Origin of the sequence: Streptomyces sp. NRRL S-337 (assembly GCF_000720175.1) — a bacterium.
Lineage (GTDB): Bacteria > Actinomycetota > Actinomycetes > Streptomycetales > Streptomycetaceae > Streptomyces > Streptomyces siderophoricus.
In genome coordinates, this window is record NZ_JOIX01000031.1 from 15,208 (window position 1) to 32,197 (window position 16,990).

A 16,990-nucleotide genomic window follows, 5' to 3' on the forward strand; every position below is an offset into this window, starting at 1 on the left:
GCTGAAATGGTAAGGGCGTCCGAGGGGGTGCCCGTAAGCCCGTGCGGCCTCTGAGCATGTAATGGCTTTGTCACAACACGCTCGGCTACGGTCACCCTTTGATCTGTAATCGCCTTTTGGCGGAAAAGTTGCAGATTGTCTTAAATGCACTGTGACGAAGCCGGGTTGGGGCCGGCGCTCGTGAGGGGCCGGTGCCGTGCGCCGGGGCTGCCGCCGTACGCCCTTCCCTGCGCTCGCACCGGTCACGGCTTTGACCCCCCGCTCGGGGCAGAAGTGCGGGATCATGTGGCCATGACCGAGGTGTCCTCGCTCACAGGCCGGCTGCTCGTCGCGACGCCCGCGCTTGCGGACCCGAACTTCGACCGCGCGGTGGTGCTGCTCCTCGACCACGACGAGGAGGGCTCCCTCGGCGTGGTCCTCAACCGCCCCACCCCGGTGGGCGTCGCGGACATCCTCGCGCCCTGGGCCGCGCTGACCGGTGAGCCGGGCGTGGTCTTCCAGGGCGGCCCGGTCTCGCTGGATTCGGCGCTCGGGGTGGCGGTGGTGCCCGGCGGGGCCTTCGGCGAGGGCGGCATGCCCCCCATCGGTACGGGGGCCGGCCCCGGCGCCGAGGCGGGGGAGACGGCCGGCGCCCAGGTCGCCGACCGGGCGGGCGTGCAGCCGGCCGAGGAGCCGCTGGGCTGGCGCCGGGTGCACGGCGCGATCGGCCTGGTCGATCTGGAGGCCCCGCCCGAGCTCCTCGCGGCCGTGCTCGGCAGTCTGCGGATCTTCGCCGGTTACGCGGGCTGGGGTCCGGGCCAGCTGGAGGACGAGCTGGTCGAGGGCGCCTGGTACGTCGTCGAGTCGGAACCGGGCGACGTCTCCTCGCCCGACCCGGAACAGCTGTGGCGCGCGGTCCTGCGGCGGCAGCGCAACGAGCTGGCGATGGTGGCCACGTACCCGGACGACCCGTCGCTGAACTGAGCGCGACGCCCGGTCCTCCGGTCGCCGGGGAGGTCCCGCGGAACGCCGGATTTTTGTTGAGCGCTGGATTATTGTGACGGCTTCGTCATGAGGAATTGTCAGTGCCCGTCGCTATGGTTCGAGTGACAGGGGACGGTGTGCGGCCGCGTCGGCGGGGCCGCGCAGGACAGCGGGGGAGAGTGCCTATGCACAGGCCGAGTGTGCCCGGGGATCTGGACCATCCGGAGCGGCTGTGGGCGCGGGCCGCGACGCTCGCGGTGGTCGCCGCGGCGGTGGACGACTGGGACGAATTCTCCTGGGGGAAGCACGGACTCGAGTGCTGGAACGGCGGCGGCAGCTACTGGTGGCGGCTGAAGCTGTACGACGGCGGCCGGGCGCTGCTCTGCGGCCAGGACTCGGACGGCAGCTACACCCACAGCGGTGACCGCCAGATCGACTTCCTGGCCGGCGGACCCGAGTGGCTGCCCTGGGAGCAGCTGACGGACGACGCCCAGGGGAACCTCTTCGGATTCGTCTACTGGTGGCAGGACGGCGCCTGGGCCCGCGCCCCGTATCCCGAGAAGCTGCCGGACGACGGCCTGGAGATGGCGATGAGCTGGGCCGCCCCCGGTGACGCGTCGATCGGCCGGATCGTCGACGACCTCGTGGCCCGTACGGAGACCGAGGTCGACGCGGCGGACGCGGTCCGCGCCTTCATCGCCGCCGCCGAGGCCCGTGCGGTCGGCGGGCCGGAGATCGCCGCGCTGCTGGACGCGGTCTGCGACAAGGACTCCTGGTACGAGGTCCGGCCGGAGGCCGCGCTGGCCTTCGCCGAGAAGCTGGGCCTGACCTCCGGCGACCGCGGCGGGCTGGCGGTGGCTTCGGCTTCCTGAGAAGGCGGACCCGGCGGACGTCCGGGCGGGTCCCGCGGCGGCGGGTCTCGCGCTCCACCCGGCGGCGGGCCGTCGCTCCCGGGTCGTCGCGGGCGTGAGTACCCTTGGCAGCTATGAGCACTCTTGAGCCCGAGCGCGGGGCAGGTACGGGGACCCTCGTAGAGCCGACACCGCAGGTGTCGCACGGCGACGGCGACCACGAGCGCTTCGCCCACTACGTCCAGAAGGACAAGATCATGGCGAGCGCGCTCGACGGTACCCCCGTCGTGGCGCTCTGCGGCAAGGTCTGGGTCCCGGGCCGCGACCCGAAGAAGTACCCGGTCTGCCCCATGTGCAAGGAGATCTACGAGTCCATGGGCGCCGGTGGCGACAAGGACAAGGGCGGCAAGGACGGCGGCAAGAAGTAACCGCTGCCCACCGGCCCGCCGCGGGCACGGGTCCGGACCTTTCGGGGCCCGGGCCCGCCGTCGTGCCCGCACACCCACGCGCCGACACCTGACCGGCGTCCTCCGGGGATGCGAGGGACGGGGATGCGAGGGGCGGCGGCGGTTCGACGGGACGGCCGGCCCCGGAGGGGATCCACGGCCCCCGTCTTCGGGAATCACGGGACGGCACGCTGACGCGATGCCGACGGCATGCCGACGGCAGGCCGGACGACGAGTTGGCCGGATCACGGGCCTCGCCGGACCGGCAGATGGCAGCATCGACCCCGACACCGCCCGCGGCACCGTCCGTGACATCGCCCGCGGCACGGGCGGGTGCTCTCCGTACGCCTACAGCGCCGGCCGGTCCCGGGCCCGGGGGCGCGGTGGAGGACAGACGGCATGCCGGACACCGACGGCCCCACGCACCACCCGGACGCCCCCGCGGCCCGACCGGCCCCGGGCACCGCTGCCGTGCCCGACCCCGGTACCCCGCCCGTACCGGGCGCCGGTCTCATTCCCGCGCCGCTGAGCATCGACACCCCGTCCGGCGGCGCCGTCCGGCTCGGCCCGGACACCGCGCTCGCCGCCGCACCCGGCACCGAGGACACCGCGCTGTGGCTGCGGGCCACCCTCGGCGACGCCTTCGGCCTGCCGCTGCCGCCCGGCTCACCCGACGCCACCGACACCCTCGCGCTGGCCCTCGACCCGGCCCTTCCCGCGGAGGGCTACCGCCTGGAGGCCGACGCCCGCTGGGGCGTACGCATCACCGGCGGCGGCCCGGCCGGTGTCTTCTGGGGCGCCCAGACGCTCCGTCAGCTCCTCGGCCCGCACGCCTTCCGCCGCGCCCCGCTCACCCCCGGACAGCCCGCCGCCCTCCCGCAACTGACCGTCGAGGACGGCCCCCGCTTCGGCTGGCGCGGCATGCTGCTCGACGTCGCCCGGCACTTCCTGCCCAAGGACGGCGTGCTGCGCTACCTCGACCTGCTCGCCGCGCACAAACTCAACGTCCTGCACCTGCACCTGACCGACGACCAGGGCTGGCGCATCGAGATCAGGCGCTACCCGAAACTGACCGGAACCGGTGCCTGGCGCGCCCGCACCAAACTCGGCCACCGGGCCTCCCCGCTCTGGGACGAGCGCCCGCACGGCGGCTATTACACCCAGGACGACATCCGCGAGATCGTCGCCTACGCCGCCCGGCGGCACATCACCGTCGTCCCCGAGATCGACGTCCCCGGACACTCGCAGGCCGCCATCGCCGCGTATCCGGAACTCGGCAACACCGACGTCATCGACACCACCTCCCTGAAGGTCTGGGACACCTGGGGCGTCAACCCCAACGTACTGGCACCCACCGACACCACCCTGCGGTTCTACGAGCACGTCCTCGAAGAGGTCCTCGAACTCTTCCCGTCCCGCTTCGTGCACATCGGCGGCGACGAGTGCCCCAAGGACCAGTGGCGGGCCTCCGCCACCGCCCAGGCCCGGATCGCCGAGCTCTCGCTGGCCGGCGAGGACGAGCTGCAGAGCTGGTTCGTCCGGCACTTCGACCGCTGGCTCGCCGACCGCGGCCGGCGGCTCATCGGCTGGGACGAGATCCTCGAAGGCGGCCTGGCCGAGGGGGCGGCCGTCTCCTCGTGGCGGGGCTACGCCGGCGGGGTCGCGGCCGCCAAATCCGGCCACGACGTCGTCATGTGCCCCGAACAGCAGGTCTACCTGGACCACCGTCAGGACCCGTCCCCGAACGAGCCGGTGCCGATCGGCTACGTACGGACCCTGGAGGACGTCCACCGCTTTGAGCCGGTGCCACCGGAGCTGACGCCCGAGCAGGCCGCGCACGTCCTGGGCACCCAGGCCAACGCCTGGACCGAGGTCATGGACGGTCAGCAGCGCCTCGACTACCAGGTCTTCCCCCGGCTCGCCGCGTTCGCCGAGGTCGCCTGGTCCCACCTGCCGGCCCCGGCCGACCGCGACCACCAGGAATTCCTGCGCCGGATGGCCGTCCACTACGGCCGCCTCGACGCCCTCGGCGTCGACTACCGGCCACCCGGCGGCCCCCATCCCTGGCAGAAACGCCCCGGGGTGCTCGGACGCCCGATCGACGGGGCGCCCCCAAACGTGTGAGCCCCGGGGCAAGGAGGGCGCCCGTACGGCCGGACCCTGGGACGGTGGTACACACGGCGGTTCCTCCCCGCACCGCCGTACCGAGCACCGCCGTACGACGGCGCGCGCCCCGCCCGGGCGCACCCCGCACCCGCACCACGCCCCGCCGGCGGGCCCGACCGCGGACTTCACCGGCGGTGGCGGACGAATCCGGACCAGCACCCTGTCCGGGGACGGATCGTCCCTTCGCGGACCCTCGCGCCGAGGGTCCGGGAAGATGTGCCAGAGTTGCCACGTCCGGGCTGTGAGCACGTACCGTACGGCGGAGCGGAACTGCCGGGACACCACCGGGGAAGGGGCAGCTGGCTTGACCACGCACGCACCGCACGCGTCGCACACGGTGACGTTGCCGGCCTCGCTCGACGAGGCCGTGGCGGCACTCACCGCCATGCCCGCCGCCGTGCCCGTCGCGGGCGGCACCGACCTCATGGCGGCGGTCAACGCCGGACTCCTCAGACCCGCGGCCCTGGTGGGCCTCGGCCGGATCAGCGAGATCCGCGGCTGGCAGTACCTGGACGGCCATGCGCTGCTCGGCGCGGGCCTGACCCTCGCCCGTATGGGACGCCCCGACTTCGCCGCCCTCATCCCCGGCCTGGCCGCCGCCGCGCGCGCGGCCGGCCCGCCGCAGATCCGCAACGCCGGCACCCTCGGCGGCAACATCGTCACCTCCGCCCCCACGGGCGACACGCTCCCGGTGCTCGCCGCCCTGGAGGCCACGGTGATCATCGCCGGCCCCGGGGGCGCCCGCCGTGAGATCCCGGTCAGCCACCTCCTGGCGGGTCACGAGATGCTGCACCCCGGCGAACTCGTCGGCTTCGTACGGGTGCCGCTGCTGCACGCCCCGCAGGCCTTCCTCAAGGCCACCGGCCGCACCGGCCCCGGCCGGGCCACCGCGTCGGTGGCGCTGGTCCTCGACCCCGCCCGGCGCGGGGTGCGCTGCGCGGTCGGCGCGGTCGCCGCGATGCCGCTGCGCCCGCTGGAGGCCGAGCAGTGGGTGGCCTCGCTCATCGACTGGGACGGCGAACGCGGCCTGGTACCCGAGGCGCTGACGGCCTTCGGGGACTACGTCGCCGCCGCCTGCATCCCCGACCCGGCCCCGCCGGAGGACGGTTCCGAACCGGCGACCCTGCCGCCGGCCGCGCTTCACCTGCGCCGTACGGTGGCAGCCCTGGCCCGCCGCGCACTTGGGAGGGCGCTCTCGTGAGCGAAGACCACCGTCATCCGCAGCAGCCGCACACCGACCAGGGCTGGCAGCCGCTGCCGCAGGGCGGCGAGTACGAGTCCGAGGCCACGGCCTTCGTGCAGCTCCCGGAGGGCTTCACCACCGGGGTCTACGGCGGCCGGACGCCCGGCTACCCCACCCCGGGGGCCGACCCGCTCGCCGCACCCGGTCACGGCTACACCCCGCCGTCGTCCTTCACCACGCACCAGGCCCCGCCGCAGGCCCCTGAAGCGGGCACCGACCCCTCGGCCACCGGTCAGTGGACCATGCCGTTCACCGACCGGGCCGCCGGCTACGCCGACCCCTCCACCGGGTACGGCGCGCCCGCGCACGACCCCGCCCACCAGGGCGGCTCCGCGCTCTACCAGGGCGGCGTGCCCGAGGCCGCCCGGCCGTGGGGCCCGGACACCGTGGAGTGGCCGGTGGCGGGCAGCGCCGAGGCCGCCGCCTCCTGGAGCATCCCGGCGGCGGACGACGGACTGGAGGAGTCCGGTGAGTACCTGGTCGGCGACGACCGGCTGACGGGCCACCCGGCCGGCCAGCCGCATCCGTCGGGCCACCCGGGACACCAGGGCCTCACGGGCACCGGCGGCGCCGGCTACCAGGGCGGCGGCTACCCGGGTTCCGGCGCGTACGAGAGCGCCGCCACCACGGCGGAGACCGCCGACACCGCCCGCACCGGCCACTGGAACTTCACCGCCGGCCTGAGCGCCACCAGCAACACCCCGGAGGCCGCCGAGGAGCCCCAGGGGCCCGCCCCGGCGCCGTCGGCGGACGATCGCTTCAGCGGTCCCCTGAACGGCGGTTACGCGCCCGACAACGGCCTCGCGGACCACGGCCGGGCGCCGGGCCACGACCAGGGCACCGCACCGGACGCCGCGGCCGCCGGCGCGACCGGCCACTGGTCGCTGCCGGCCGACGCGCTCGCCCAGTGGCCGCCCGCCGCGGAGACGGAGCGGCCGCCGCACGACGACGCGGTGACGGACCACCACGAGGCCGCGGCGGACGCGCCCGCACCCCCGGCCGCCGCCGGCGCCTGGACGGCCCCCGCGGCCGCCGAACCCGCGACGCCGCCGGAGCACACCGCGGAGCGGCCGGACCACGCCGCCCAACAGCCGGACCACACCGCGGAGTTCGCCGCGGCCACGGACGGATCCGCCCCGGAGCCGGCCGCCGCGCCCGCTTCGTCGCCTTCGCCGGACATGTCCGACGGGTCCGCCGGCGAGGCAACGGCCCCCGCGGGCTCCGAGGCCCCGACCCCGGACGAGGCCCCCGCCGCCGCCGCCGACGACGACCGGCCCGCCCCCGAGGACCCGGCCGCCGCCCCGGCCATCCCGGGCGACGACGACCCGTCCGCCACCCCCTCCCACCCCGCGGACGAGCCCGCCCCGCACGACGAACACCCGGCCGCCTCCTACGTGCTGCGCGTCAACGGCATCGACCGGCCGGTCACCGACGCCTGGATCGGCGAATCGCTGCTCTACGTGCTGCGCGAACGGCTCGGCCTGGCCGGGGCCAAGGACGGCTGCTCCCAGGGGGAGTGCGGCGCCTGCTCGGTCCAGGTGGACGGACGGCTGGTGGCCTCCTGCCTGGTGCCCGCCGCCACCACGGCCGGCAGCGAGGTCCGCACGGTCGAGGGGCTCGCGGAGAACGGCGTGCCCTCCGACGTGCAGCGCGCCCTCGCCGCGTCCGGTGCCGTGCAGTGCGGCTTCTGCGTACCGGGCATGGCGATGACCGTGCACGACCTCCTGGAGGGCAACCACGCGCCCAGCGAACTGGAGACCCGTAAGGCGCTGTGCGGCAACCTGTGCCGCTGCTCCGGTTACCGGGGCGTGCTGGACGCCGTCGAAGAGGTCGTCAAGTCCCGTGCGGAGGCCGCCGCGGCCGCCTACGAGACGGACGACCAGACCGGGCCGCCCCCGGCGGACACCGCACGCATCCCCCACCAGGCGGGCCCCGCCGACCCCACGGGCCACGCCCCGCACGAACAGGATCCCCACCCGGGAGGCTCGGCATGACCGGAACGTCCGAGGGCGCCGGCGCCGTCACCGCGACCCCCGCCGCGGGCGTCGAGATGCCCACCGAGGCGCCGCTGCACGGCCTGGGCGTCTCCCTGCCGTCCGCGGACGCGCCGGCGAAGACCGAGGGCACCTTCCCGTACGCGGCCGACCTGTGGGCCGAGGGCCTGCTGTGGGCGGCGGTGCTGCGCTCCCCGCACCCGCGCGCCCGGATCCTGTCCGTCGACACCAAGCACGCGGCCGAGATGCCCGGCGTCCGCGTCGTCGTCACGCACGAGGACGTGCCCGGGGACGCGGGGCACGGCCGGGGCATCGCCGACCGCCCGGTGTTCGCCAAGGACGAGGTCCGCCACCACGGCGAGCCGATCGCCGCGGTGGCCGCCGACCACCCCGACACGGCGCGGCTGGCCGCTGCCGCCATCGCCGTCGAGTACGAGGTCCTGGAGCCGGTCACCGACCCCCAGCTCGCCTTCGAGGCCGAGCCGCTGCACCCCGACGGCAACCTCATCCGGCACATCCCGCTCCGCTTCGGTGACGCCGACGCCATGGGCGAGGTGATGGTCGAGGGCCTCTACCGGATCGGCCGCCAGGACCCGGCGCCCATCGGGGCCGAGGCCGGACTCGCCGTGCCCCGCCCCGACGGCGGCGTGGAGATCTACACCGCTTCCACGGACCCGCACACCGACCGCGACCTGGCCGCCGCCTCCTTCGGCCTCACCCCCGAGCAGGTCAAGGTCGTGGTGACCGGCGTCCCCGGCGCCACCGCCGACCGCGAGGACCCCGGCATCCAGCTCCCGCTCGGCCTGCTGGCGCTGCGCACCGGCTGCCCGGTCAAACTGGCCGCCACCCGCGAGGAGTCCTTCCTCGCGCACGCCCACCGCCACCCCACGCTGCTGCGCTACCGCCACCACGCGGACGCCGACGGCAAGCTGGTCAAGGTCGAGGCGCAGATCCTGATGGACGCCGGAGCGTACGCGGACACCTCCGCCGACGCGCTGGCCGCCGCCGTCTCCTTCGCCTGCGGCCCGTACGTCGTCCCGCACGCGATCGTCGACGGCTGGGCGGTGCGCACCAACAACCCGCCGTCCGGCCACGTCCGCGGCGAGGGCGCGATGCAGGTCTGCGCCGCCTACGAGGGCCAGATGGACAAGCTCGCCGCCGCGCTGGGCCTGGATCCGCACGAGATCCGGCTCCGCAACGTCATGGCCACCGGCGATCTGCTCCCCACGGGCCAGACGGTGACCTGCCCCGCCCCGGTGGCCGAGCTCCTGCTCGCCGTCAAGGAGGCGCCGCTGCCCGAACTGCCCAAGGACGCCCCCGAAGCGGAATGGCTGCTGCCGGGCGGGCCCGAGGGCGCGGGCGAACCGGGCGCGGTGCGCCGCGGCGTCGGCTACGCGCTGGGCATGGTGCACATGCTGGGCGCGGAGGGCACCGACGAGGTCTCCACCGCCACCGTCAAGGTCAGCGGCTCGGTCGCGACCGTCATCTGCGCCGCCGTGGAGACCGGTTCGGGCTTCTCCACCCTGGCCCGGCAGATCGTCCAGGAGACCCTCGGGGTCGACGAGGTGCACGTCGCCGGCGTCGACACCGACCAGCCCCCGGCCGGACCGGCCTGCCACGGCCGGCACACCTGGGTCTCCGGCGGCGCCGTCGAGCGCGCCGCCAAGATGGTCCGCACCCAGCTCCTCCAGCCGCTGGCCCACAAGTTCGGCATGTCCACCGAGCTCCTCCAGATCAGCGACGGCAAGATCACCTCGTACGACGGCGTGCTCAGCACCACCGTCGCCGAGGCCCTGGACGGCAAGGAACTCTGGGCCACCGCCCAGTGCCGCCCGCACCCCACCGAGCCGCTCGACGACGAGGGCCAGGGCGACGCCTTCGTCGGCCTCGCCTTCTGCGCCATCCGCTGCGTCGCCGACGTCGACATCGAACTGGGCACCATCAGGGTCGTCGAGATGACCGTCGCCCAGGACGTCGGCCGGATCCTCAACCCCGCCCAGCTGCGGGCCCGTATCGAGGCGGGCGTCACCCAGGGCCTGGGCGCCGCCCTGATGGAGAACCTCCGCACCACCCGCGGCCAGGTCCGCCACCCCGACCTGACCGGCTACGCCCTGCCGACCGCGCTCGACGCCCCCGACATCCGCATCGTCAAACTCGTCGAGGAACGCGACGTGGTCGCCCCCTTCGGCGCCAAGCCCGCCAGCGCCGTCCCGGTGGTCACCTCCCCGGCCGCCGTGGCCTCCGCGGTCCGCGCCGCCACCGGCCGCCCCATCGGCCGCCTCCCGATCCGCCCCCAGGCGGCGGTCGCCCAGGTGATCCAGCAGTAACCACCCCACACGAAAGCGGCCCGCCACAAAGGTGGCGGGCCGCTTCGCTGTCCCTCGGAGGCCGTGGCGGGATTCGAACCCACGTAACTCGCTTTGCAGGCGAGCCCCTGAACCACTCGGGCACACGGCCGAGTTGCGCTGTGCTCCCGACTCTAGGCCGCGGGGCGGGGGGCCCGGCAAGGGCGCGGGGCGCTCTGCCACGAGCCTGCAACAAACCGCTTTGCGGTGCCTCCCACGTACTTGGCCGTCCCGCCGCGGGGCTTGCTCGCCGTTGCGCTTTGCGGCGCCCCGCACGTACCCGTCTGCTGCGCCGCACGGGGCTCGCTCGCCGTTGCGCCTGCGGCGGGCTGGGTGGGTGTCGGGGTGCGGTGACGGGCCTCCGGGGCCTTGTTCGTGGACTGCTGTCGCTTCACGTCCACGAACAAGGCCCCTCCGGCCCGTCCCCTCCCGTGAGGGGGTGGGAAAAGGTCAGTGGGGGCGGGCACCGGTGGTCAGGTGACTGCGTGTGGAAAAGGTCACAGTCCCGGGGAGACCAGGCCCGCCCCCACTCAGCTGATTCCTCCCACTCACGGGAGGGGCTGGACCGGAGGACGAAGTCTGGAGGGCCAGAACCGCACCCGACAAACAAACGCCCGCCGCCAGGCGCAACGGCGGGAAACAAGCGCGGCGGGACAGACAGGTACGTGGGCGGCGCCGCAAGCGCAACCGCGAGCAAGCCCCGTGGCGGGAAAGCCAGGTACGTGGGAGGAACCGCAAAGCGCCCCCCGGTACGCTGGCGCGGTTGCCGAGAGCCGAGTTCAGCCGACGGAGACCGTGACTACCACCACCAGTGCCACCAACAGCCATCACCTGTCCCCGGCCTTCCCGGGGCGGGCCCCCTGGGGTACCGCGAACAAGCTGCGTGCCTGGCAGCAGGCGGCCATGGACCGGTACATCCAGACGCAGCCGAGGGACTTCCTCGCCGTCGCGACGCCGGGGGCCGGTAAGACGACGTTCGCGCTCACCCTCGCGTCGTGGCTGCTGCACCACCACGTCGTGCAGCAGGTGACCGTCGTCGCACCGACCGAGCACCTCAAGAAGCAGTGGGCGGAGGCGGCGGCCCGGATAGGGATCAAGCTCGACCCGGAGTACAGCGCGGGCCCACTGGGCCGCGAGTACCACGGCGTCGCGGTGACCTACGCGGGCGTCGGCGTCCGCCCCATGCTGCACCGCAACCGGATCGAGCAGCGCAAGACCCTGGTGATCCTCGACGAGATCCACCACGCCGGCGATTCGAAGTCGTGGGGCGAGGCCTGCCTGGAGGCGTTCGAGCCGGCCACCCGGCGGCTCGCGCTGACCGGTACGCCGTTCCGGTCCGACACCAACCCGATCCCGTTCGTGACGTACGAGGAGGGCAACGACGGCATCCGGCGGTCGTCCGCGGACTACACGTACGGATACGGCAACGCGCTCGGCGACGGTGTCGTGCGGCCGGTCATCTTCCTCTCCTACAGCGGCAACATGCGCTGGCGCACCAAAGCGGGCGACGAGATCGCCGCCCGGCTCGGGGAGCCGATGACCAAGGACGCGGTCTCGCAGGCGTGGCGGACCGCGCTGGACCCGCGCGGCGACTGGATGCCGAACGTGCTGCGCGCCGCCGACCAGCGGCTGACCGAGGTCCGCAAATCCATCCCGGACGCCGGCGCGCTGGTGATCGCCTCGGACCAGGAGCAGGCCCGGGCGTACGCCAAGCTGATCCGGGAGATCACCGGGCACGGCGCCACCCTGGTGCTGTCCGACGACTCCGGCGCCTCGCAGCGCATCGACGACTTCTCGCAGTCGCAGGACCGCTGGATGGTGGCGGTGCGGATGGTGTCGGAGGGCGTCGACGTGCCGCGGCTGGCGGTGGGGGTGTACGCCACGACGATCTCCACGCCGCTGTTCTTCGCGCAGGCCGTGGGCCGCTTCGTACGGTCACGCAAGCGTGGCGAGACCGCCTCGGTGTTCCTGCCGACCGTCCCGATGCTGCTCGGCTTCGCCAACGAGATGGAGGTCGAGCGCGACCACGTGCTCGACAAGCCCAAGAAGGACGGCGAGGAGGACCCGTACGCCGAATCCGAGAAGGAGATGGAGGAGGCGAACAAGGAGCAGGACGAGGACACCGGGGAGCAGGAGCAGTTCTCGTTCGAGGCGCTGGAGTCGGAGGCGGTCTTCGACCGGGTGCTCTACGACGGCGCCGAGTTCGGCATGCAGGCGCACGCGGGCAGCGAGGAGGAGCAGGACTACCTCGGCATCCCCGGGCTGCTGGAGCCCGACCAGGTGCAGTTGCTGCTGCAGAAGCGGCAGGCCCGGCAGATCGCGCACAGCCGGAAGAAGCCGGACTCGGAGGCGGACCTGCTGGAGATCCCGGCCGAGCGGCGGCCGGTGGTCACGCACAAGGAGCTCCTGGAGCTGCGCAAGCAGCTGAACACGCTGGTGGGGGCGTATGTCCACCAGAGCGGCAAACCGCACGGGGTGATCCACACCGAGCTGCGGCGGGTGTGCGGCGGACCGCCGAGCGCGGAGGCCACCGCCGGGCAGCTGAACGAGCGGATCAAGAAGGTACGGGAGTGGGCCACGCGGATGCGATGAGCCCAGGGGCCGGGTCGCGGTGAGCCTCCGCGGCCCGGGTCCCGGTGCGGCCGTCCGTCGTACCGGGACCCGGCCGCCGCCCTTGATGCCGGGGACCCGGCTGCTCTTCGTATCGGGACCCGGCCGCCCTTCGTACCGGCCCCGCTTCGCGTCCGGCCGCCTTACGTGGTCGTCCGCGGGCGCTCCGTAGTGGCGTGCCGTCGCGTCACGGACGGGTCGTGTCGTAGCCCTCGCTGAAACAGCGGACGCCCGCTGAGGCCCTGCTGAGAGCACTCGCGAGGCCCTTCCGAGCGGACCAAACGGGATATTACGGGCGCGGAAGCCCGGATTCTGGACGGACTCTTCCGCTGACCGGACTGGCTCGCTACTGTCCCGGTCACGCACACGCCCCGTGGCAGCGCCGCCGCGGAGCGCAGCCGGTGCCATGCGGCCGGCGGCCTCTTGCGCGCGCTGCTCCGGGACTCGCAGCGCACCACGTCGAGCGCCGCCACTCACACCAGGAGGGCGTCGTGACCGCAGAGACCTCCCAGACGCTCGACCGAGGACTGCGCGTCCTCAAACTCCTCGCCGACACCGACCACGGGCTGACCGTCACCGAGCTGTCCAACAAGCTCGGCGTCAACCGCACCGTCGTCTACCGACTGCTGGCCACCCTGGAGCAGCACGCCCTGGTGCGCCGCGACCTCGGCGGCCGGGCCCGCGTCGGCCTGGGCGTCCTGCGCCTGGGCCGGCAGGTCCATCCGCTGGTCAGGGAGGCCGCGCTGCCCGCACTCAGGTCACTGGCCGAGGACGTGGGAGCCACCGCGCACCTCACCCTCGTCGACGGCACCGAAGCGCTGGCCGTCGCCGTGGTGGAGCCGACCTGGACCGACTACCACGTGGCCTACCGGGCCGGTTTCCGGCATCCGCTGGACCGCGGGGCCGCCGGGCGGGCGATCCTCAAGGCCCGCCAGGGGCGCCTCCAGGACGCCGGACTCGCCCTGACGCACGGGGAGTTGGAGGCCGGCGCCAGCGGTGCGGCGGCGCCGCTGCTCGGGGTGAGCGGCATCGAGGGCAGCGTGGGCGTGGTGATGCTCTCCGACACCGTCTCCGAACGGATCGGGCCGCGGGTGATCGACGCCGCCCGCGAGGTGTCCGAGGCACTGCGCTGAGCCGTACCACCGAGCCGCCCGTCCGCCTGGGCCGGGCGCGTGGTCCGGGCTGTCCGCACCGGAGTGTGAAGGGGCGGTGGCCGTGTGGTGAGCCCGCAGCGGCTTACGGGCCTGGTGGGGCGGGGGTCAATTAGGGTGGCGGGGTGTCTTCCCGCGCCCGTGCCCTGGCGGTCTGCACCGCCCTCGTCCTCGCCCTCCTCGTCACCGCGGCCCTCGCCCCGCTGCCGTTCTCGGTGGCGTATCCAGGCATGACGGCGAACGTCCTCGGCGACGACAAGGGCAAACCGGTGATCACGATCAGCGGGGCGGGGTCCCGGAAGACCAGCGGGCAGCTGCGGATGACCTCGATCGTCGCCACCGGCCCGGAAGCCTCCGTCCATCTGGCGGACATCCTCAAGGGCTGGTTCCGCTCCGACGAGGCGGTGATGCCCAAGGAGGCGGTCTACCCGGTGGGCAACAACACCGAGGAGATCGCCGAGCACAACGCCCGGCAGATGAAGGAGTCGCAGGACAGCGCCACCGAGGCGGCGCTCGGGCAGCTCGGCAAATCCCCCAAGGACGTCAAGGTCAAACTGAGCCTCGCGGACGTCGGCGGGCCCAGCGCCGGGCTGATGTTCGCGCTCGGCATCGTCGACAAGCTGGCCGGCGACGGCGCGGGCCACGACCTGACCGGCGGCCGGACCATCGCCGGTACCGGCACGATCACCGCGGACGGCGAGGTCGGGGCGGTCGGCGGGGTGGCACTGAAGACGCAGGCCGCGGGCCGCGACGGGGCCACGGTCTTCCTGGTGCCCCGCAAGGAGTGCACGGACGCCCGCGCGGAGCTGCCCCGCGGCATGCGGCTGGTCTCCGTCACCACCCTCGACGGCGCGGTCAAGGCACTCAAGGCCCTCCGGAACGGCGGCCGGGTCCCCAGCTGCTGAGGACCTGGGCCCGGAAACCTGGGCCTCGAACCGGGAGGCTGAAACCTGGGGAACCTGGGGGCTGAAACCCGGGCCCCGAAACCGGGGCCGCAGACCGCGGGGTGGGTCCCTTAGGGGCAGTCGAACACATCCCGTAGGGGTCCGGAGCGCCCCCTCGGGGCCACAACGGGAAGGGCGGGAGGGGTATTCCCGCCGGGGAGGGGAATTCCCGCGGCTCGGGCCAGGACCGGCACAGGTGGGGGAGGGGTGTCCCCGGCTCGGCCCACGGTCGGGTCCGGCTCGGCCCACGGTCGGGGTCCGGCTCGGCCCAGGAAACCGGGAACCGGGTGGGGCCTCCGTGCCCGGTGTGCGGGCTCGTTCTAGCCCTCCCTGATGAACCCCTCCCTCAGCAGCCAGTCCTTCGCCACCTGGTGGGGGTCCTCGCCGTCGACGTCCACCTTTCGGTTCAGTTCCTGGGCGACGGTGTTGTTCAGCGCCCGGGTGACCGGGGCGAGGACCTCGGCCATCGCCGGGTACTTCTTCAGCGACGCCGCGTTGATCTCCGGCGCGGCGTTGTAGTTCGGGAAGAAGTGCTTGTCGTCGGCGAGCACCTGCAGGTTCATCGCCTTGATCCGGCCGTCGGTGGTGAAGACCTCGCCCAGCGCGCAGGTGCCCTTCTTCGTCTCGGTGTAGACGACCCCGCCGGTCATCTTGCGGACGTTGCCGGACGGCACCTGCATGCCGTAGGCGCGGGCCATGCCCGGCAGGCCGTCGTTGCGGGTCGCGAACTCGTTCTCCACGCACAGGGTCACCGCGCCGGGGTCCTTGTGGGACAGCGCGGCGACGTCCGAGAGGGTGTGGACGCCCAGCTTCTTCTGGTTGGCGGGGTTGAGCGCCAGCGCGTAGGTGTTGTTCAGCTTCGACGGCGGCAGCCAGACCAGGCCGTTCTTCCGGTCCTCGGCGCGGACCACCCGCCACTGCTCCTGCGGGTCGATGACCGGTTTGGTGTGGCCGAGGTAGGTGATCCAGCCGGTGCCGGTGTATTCGTACGCGGCGTCCGCGGTGCCGGACTTCACGGCCTCCCGCGCGCCGATGGACCCCTGGATGCTGGTCTTGTCGATGACATGGGCGCCGGCGGCCTCGAAGACCAGGCCCATGATCTGGCCGAGCACGATCTGCTCGGTGAACTCCTTCGACGTCACCGTCAGCTGCGCCCCGGTCAGCGGACGGCCCGGGTAGCCGGCCTTCGGGCCCGGCCGGACGGTGTCGGTCATCGCGCTGCCGCTGATCAGGCCGCAGCCGCCGGCGAGCAGCCCGGCCAGCAGCGCGGCGGCCACGGCCCGGCACCGCCCCGGCCGTCGGGCGCGGAGCGCCGGGCCGCCGGAACGGAGCGCCGGGCCGCCGGAGCACAGCCCCGGGCCGCGGGAGCGGGGCGCGCGCCTCATACGGCCACCTCCAGGCCGCGCGGCCGCAGCAGCAGTTCGGCGAGCGACGCCAGCCATTCGACGAGCAGCGCCAGCACCACCGTCAGCACCGAGCCGAGCACCAGCACCGGCATCCGCTGGGTGACGATGCCCGCCGAGATCAGATCGCCCAGGCCGCCGCCCCCGCCGAACGTGGCCAGGGTCGCGGTGCCCACGTTCAGCACCAGCGCGGTCCGCACCCCGGCCAGGATCAGCGGCACGGCCAGCGGCAGCTCCACCTTCCCCAGCACGCCGGTGGGGGACATGCCGATCCCGCGGGCCGCCTCGGTCAGCGTCGGGTCGATGCCGCGCAGCCCGGCGATGGTGTTGGCCAGCACCGGCAGCACGGCATAGATGACCATGCCGACGATCGCCGAACGGGCGCCGATGCCCAGCCAGATGACCAGCAGGATCAGCAGGCCCAGCGCCGGGACGGCCTGCCCGAGGTTGGCGAGGGCCATCGCGAACGGGGTGGCCCGGCGCAGCCGCGACCGGGTCAGCGCGATGCCCAGCGGGATCGCGATGACCAGCACGAAGAACGTGGACACCGCGGTCAGCACGATGTGCTGGCGCAGCGCCAGCCACACCTTGCCGTCGTCCACCGCCTGATGGGCGATCGAGTCCAGCTGCGCGCCGCGGAACCACAGCCAGGTGGCCAGCAGCACGAAGAACAGGAACGCCGGCATGAACGTCCACTTCTGCCAGCTGATCCGCCGGCCGCCGCGGGCCGCGGAGGGGGTGGGCGCCTCACCGGCGGCCAGCTCCCGCTGCTCCATCTCGACGTTGTCGCGGAACGCGAACGCCTCGTGGTCGCTCGCCCCGCGCGCGCCGGGCCCCGGGCGGCCGCCCGCGCGCCGCGGCCGGCTGTCGCTCC

12 protein-coding genes and 1 tRNA gene are annotated in these 16,990 nt (G+C 73.9%); 10 read left to right on the forward strand and 3 right to left on the reverse strand.

The features are described from left to right. The first annotated feature begins 291 nt into the window (after positions 1-291). The 7 genes from IG62_RS0121995 to IG62_RS0122030 all read left to right on the forward strand — a co-directional run bounded on the left by IG62_RS0121995 (position 292) and on the right by IG62_RS0122030 (position 9,990). Positions 292-963, forward strand: coding sequence for a YqgE/AlgH family protein (locus IG62_RS0121995; protein ID WP_030805798.1), 672 nt, complete (start codon positions 292-294; stop codon positions 961-963). A gap of 185 nt (positions 964-1,148) precedes the next feature. Beyond that, on the forward strand, positions 1,149-1,835 hold the full coding sequence (locus IG62_RS0122000) for a hypothetical protein (protein WP_030805801.1): 687 nt from the start codon (positions 1,149-1,151) through the stop codon (positions 1,833-1,835). Positions 1,836-1,948: 113 nt separating this feature from the next. Next, positions 1,949-2,242 carry a DUF3039 domain-containing protein gene (locus IG62_RS42125; protein ID WP_037809130.1) on the forward strand — a complete coding sequence of 98 codons (294 nt, stop codon included), beginning with the start codon at positions 1,949-1,951 and terminating at the stop codon, positions 2,240-2,242. A 417-nt stretch (positions 2,243-2,659) separates the two neighbouring features. Further along, entirely contained in the window at positions 2,660-4,384 is a 1,725-nt protein-coding gene (locus tag IG62_RS0122010; protein WP_078872151.1) for a beta-N-acetylhexosaminidase, read from the forward strand. Positions 4,385-4,730: 346 nt separating this feature from the next. Beyond that, positions 4,731-5,627, forward strand: a complete 897-nt coding sequence (locus IG62_RS0122020) for an FAD binding domain-containing protein (RefSeq protein WP_030805807.1) — start codon at positions 4,731-4,733, stop codon at positions 5,625-5,627. After that, positions 5,624-7,663, forward strand: coding sequence for a (2Fe-2S)-binding protein (locus IG62_RS49600; protein ID WP_030805810.1), 2,040 nt, complete (start codon positions 5,624-5,626; stop codon positions 7,661-7,663). Before IG62_RS0122020 ends, IG62_RS49600 begins: the two co-directional genes overlap by 4 nt. Beyond that, a complete protein-coding gene (locus IG62_RS0122030) occupies positions 7,660-9,990 on the forward strand; it encodes a xanthine dehydrogenase family protein molybdopterin-binding subunit (RefSeq protein ID WP_030805814.1) in 2,331 nt (776 codons plus the stop codon). The genes IG62_RS49600 and IG62_RS0122030 overlap by 4 nt, the downstream gene beginning before the upstream one ends. Before the next feature lie 58 nt (positions 9,991-10,048). On the opposite strand, the gene IG62_RS0122035 is transcribed toward IG62_RS0122030, so the two are convergent. Then, a tRNA-Cys gene (locus IG62_RS0122035) sits at positions 10,049-10,120 on the reverse strand. Positions 10,121-10,803: 683 nt separating this feature from the next. On the opposite strand from IG62_RS0122035, the gene IG62_RS0122040 reads away from it, so the two are divergent. The 3 genes from IG62_RS0122040 to IG62_RS0122050 all read left to right on the forward strand — a co-directional run bounded on the left by IG62_RS0122040 (position 10,804) and on the right by IG62_RS0122050 (position 14,674). Next, on the forward strand, positions 10,804-12,600 hold the full coding sequence (locus tag IG62_RS0122040) for a DEAD/DEAH box helicase (protein WP_030805817.1): 1,797 nt from the start codon (positions 10,804-10,806) through the stop codon (positions 12,598-12,600). 509 nt (positions 12,601-13,109) lie between these two features. Next, positions 13,110-13,751 carry an IclR family transcriptional regulator gene (locus tag IG62_RS0122045; RefSeq protein WP_030805819.1) on the forward strand — a complete coding sequence of 214 codons (642 nt, stop codon included), beginning with the start codon at positions 13,110-13,112 and terminating at the stop codon, positions 13,749-13,751. A 143-nt stretch (positions 13,752-13,894) separates the two neighbouring features. Beyond that, positions 13,895-14,674: a S16 family serine protease gene (locus IG62_RS0122050; protein WP_030805822.1), complete on the forward strand. Its 780-nt coding sequence runs from the start codon at positions 13,895-13,897 to the stop codon at positions 14,672-14,674. Positions 14,675-15,033: 359 nt separating this feature from the next. Here IG62_RS0122050 and IG62_RS0122055 read toward each other — a convergent pair whose 3' ends face one another. Both IG62_RS0122055 and IG62_RS0122060 read right to left on the reverse strand, forming a co-directional pair. Further along, on the reverse strand, positions 15,034-16,098 hold the full coding sequence (locus IG62_RS0122055) for a glycine betaine ABC transporter substrate-binding protein (RefSeq protein WP_078872152.1): 1,065 nt from the start codon (positions 16,096-16,098) through the stop codon (positions 15,034-15,036). Then, on the reverse strand, positions 16,095-16,892 hold the full coding sequence (locus IG62_RS0122060; protein WP_051798418.1) for an ABC transporter permease: 798 nt from the start codon (positions 16,890-16,892) through the stop codon (positions 16,095-16,097). The genes IG62_RS0122055 and IG62_RS0122060 overlap by 4 nt, the downstream gene beginning before the upstream one ends. Positions 16,893-16,990: the final 98 nt, after the last annotated feature.

Coding starts and splice junctions, on each gene's coding strand:
- IG62_RS0121995 (WP_030805798.1), top strand. CDS start 292: ATGACCGAGGTGTCCTCGCTCACAGGCCGGCTGCTCGTCGCGACGCCC.
- IG62_RS0122000 (WP_030805801.1), top strand. CDS start 1,149: ATGCACAGGCCGAGTGTGCCCGGGGATCTGGACCATCCGGAGCGGCTG.
- IG62_RS42125 (WP_037809130.1), top strand. CDS start 1,949: ATGAGCACTCTTGAGCCCGAGCGCGGGGCAGGTACGGGGACCCTCGTA.
- IG62_RS0122010 (WP_078872151.1), top strand. CDS start 2,660: ATGCCGGACACCGACGGCCCCACGCACCACCCGGACGCCCCCGCGGCC.
- IG62_RS0122030 (WP_030805814.1), top strand. CDS start 7,660: ATGACCGGAACGTCCGAGGGCGCCGGCGCCGTCACCGCGACCCCCGCC.
- IG62_RS0122055 (WP_078872152.1), bottom strand. CDS start 16,098: ATGAGGCGCGCGCCCCGCTCCCGCGGCCCGGGGCTGTGCTCCGGCGGC.
- IG62_RS0122060 (WP_051798418.1), bottom strand. CDS start 16,892: ATGGAGCAGCGGGAGCTGGCCGCCGGTGAGGCGCCCACCCCCTCCGCG.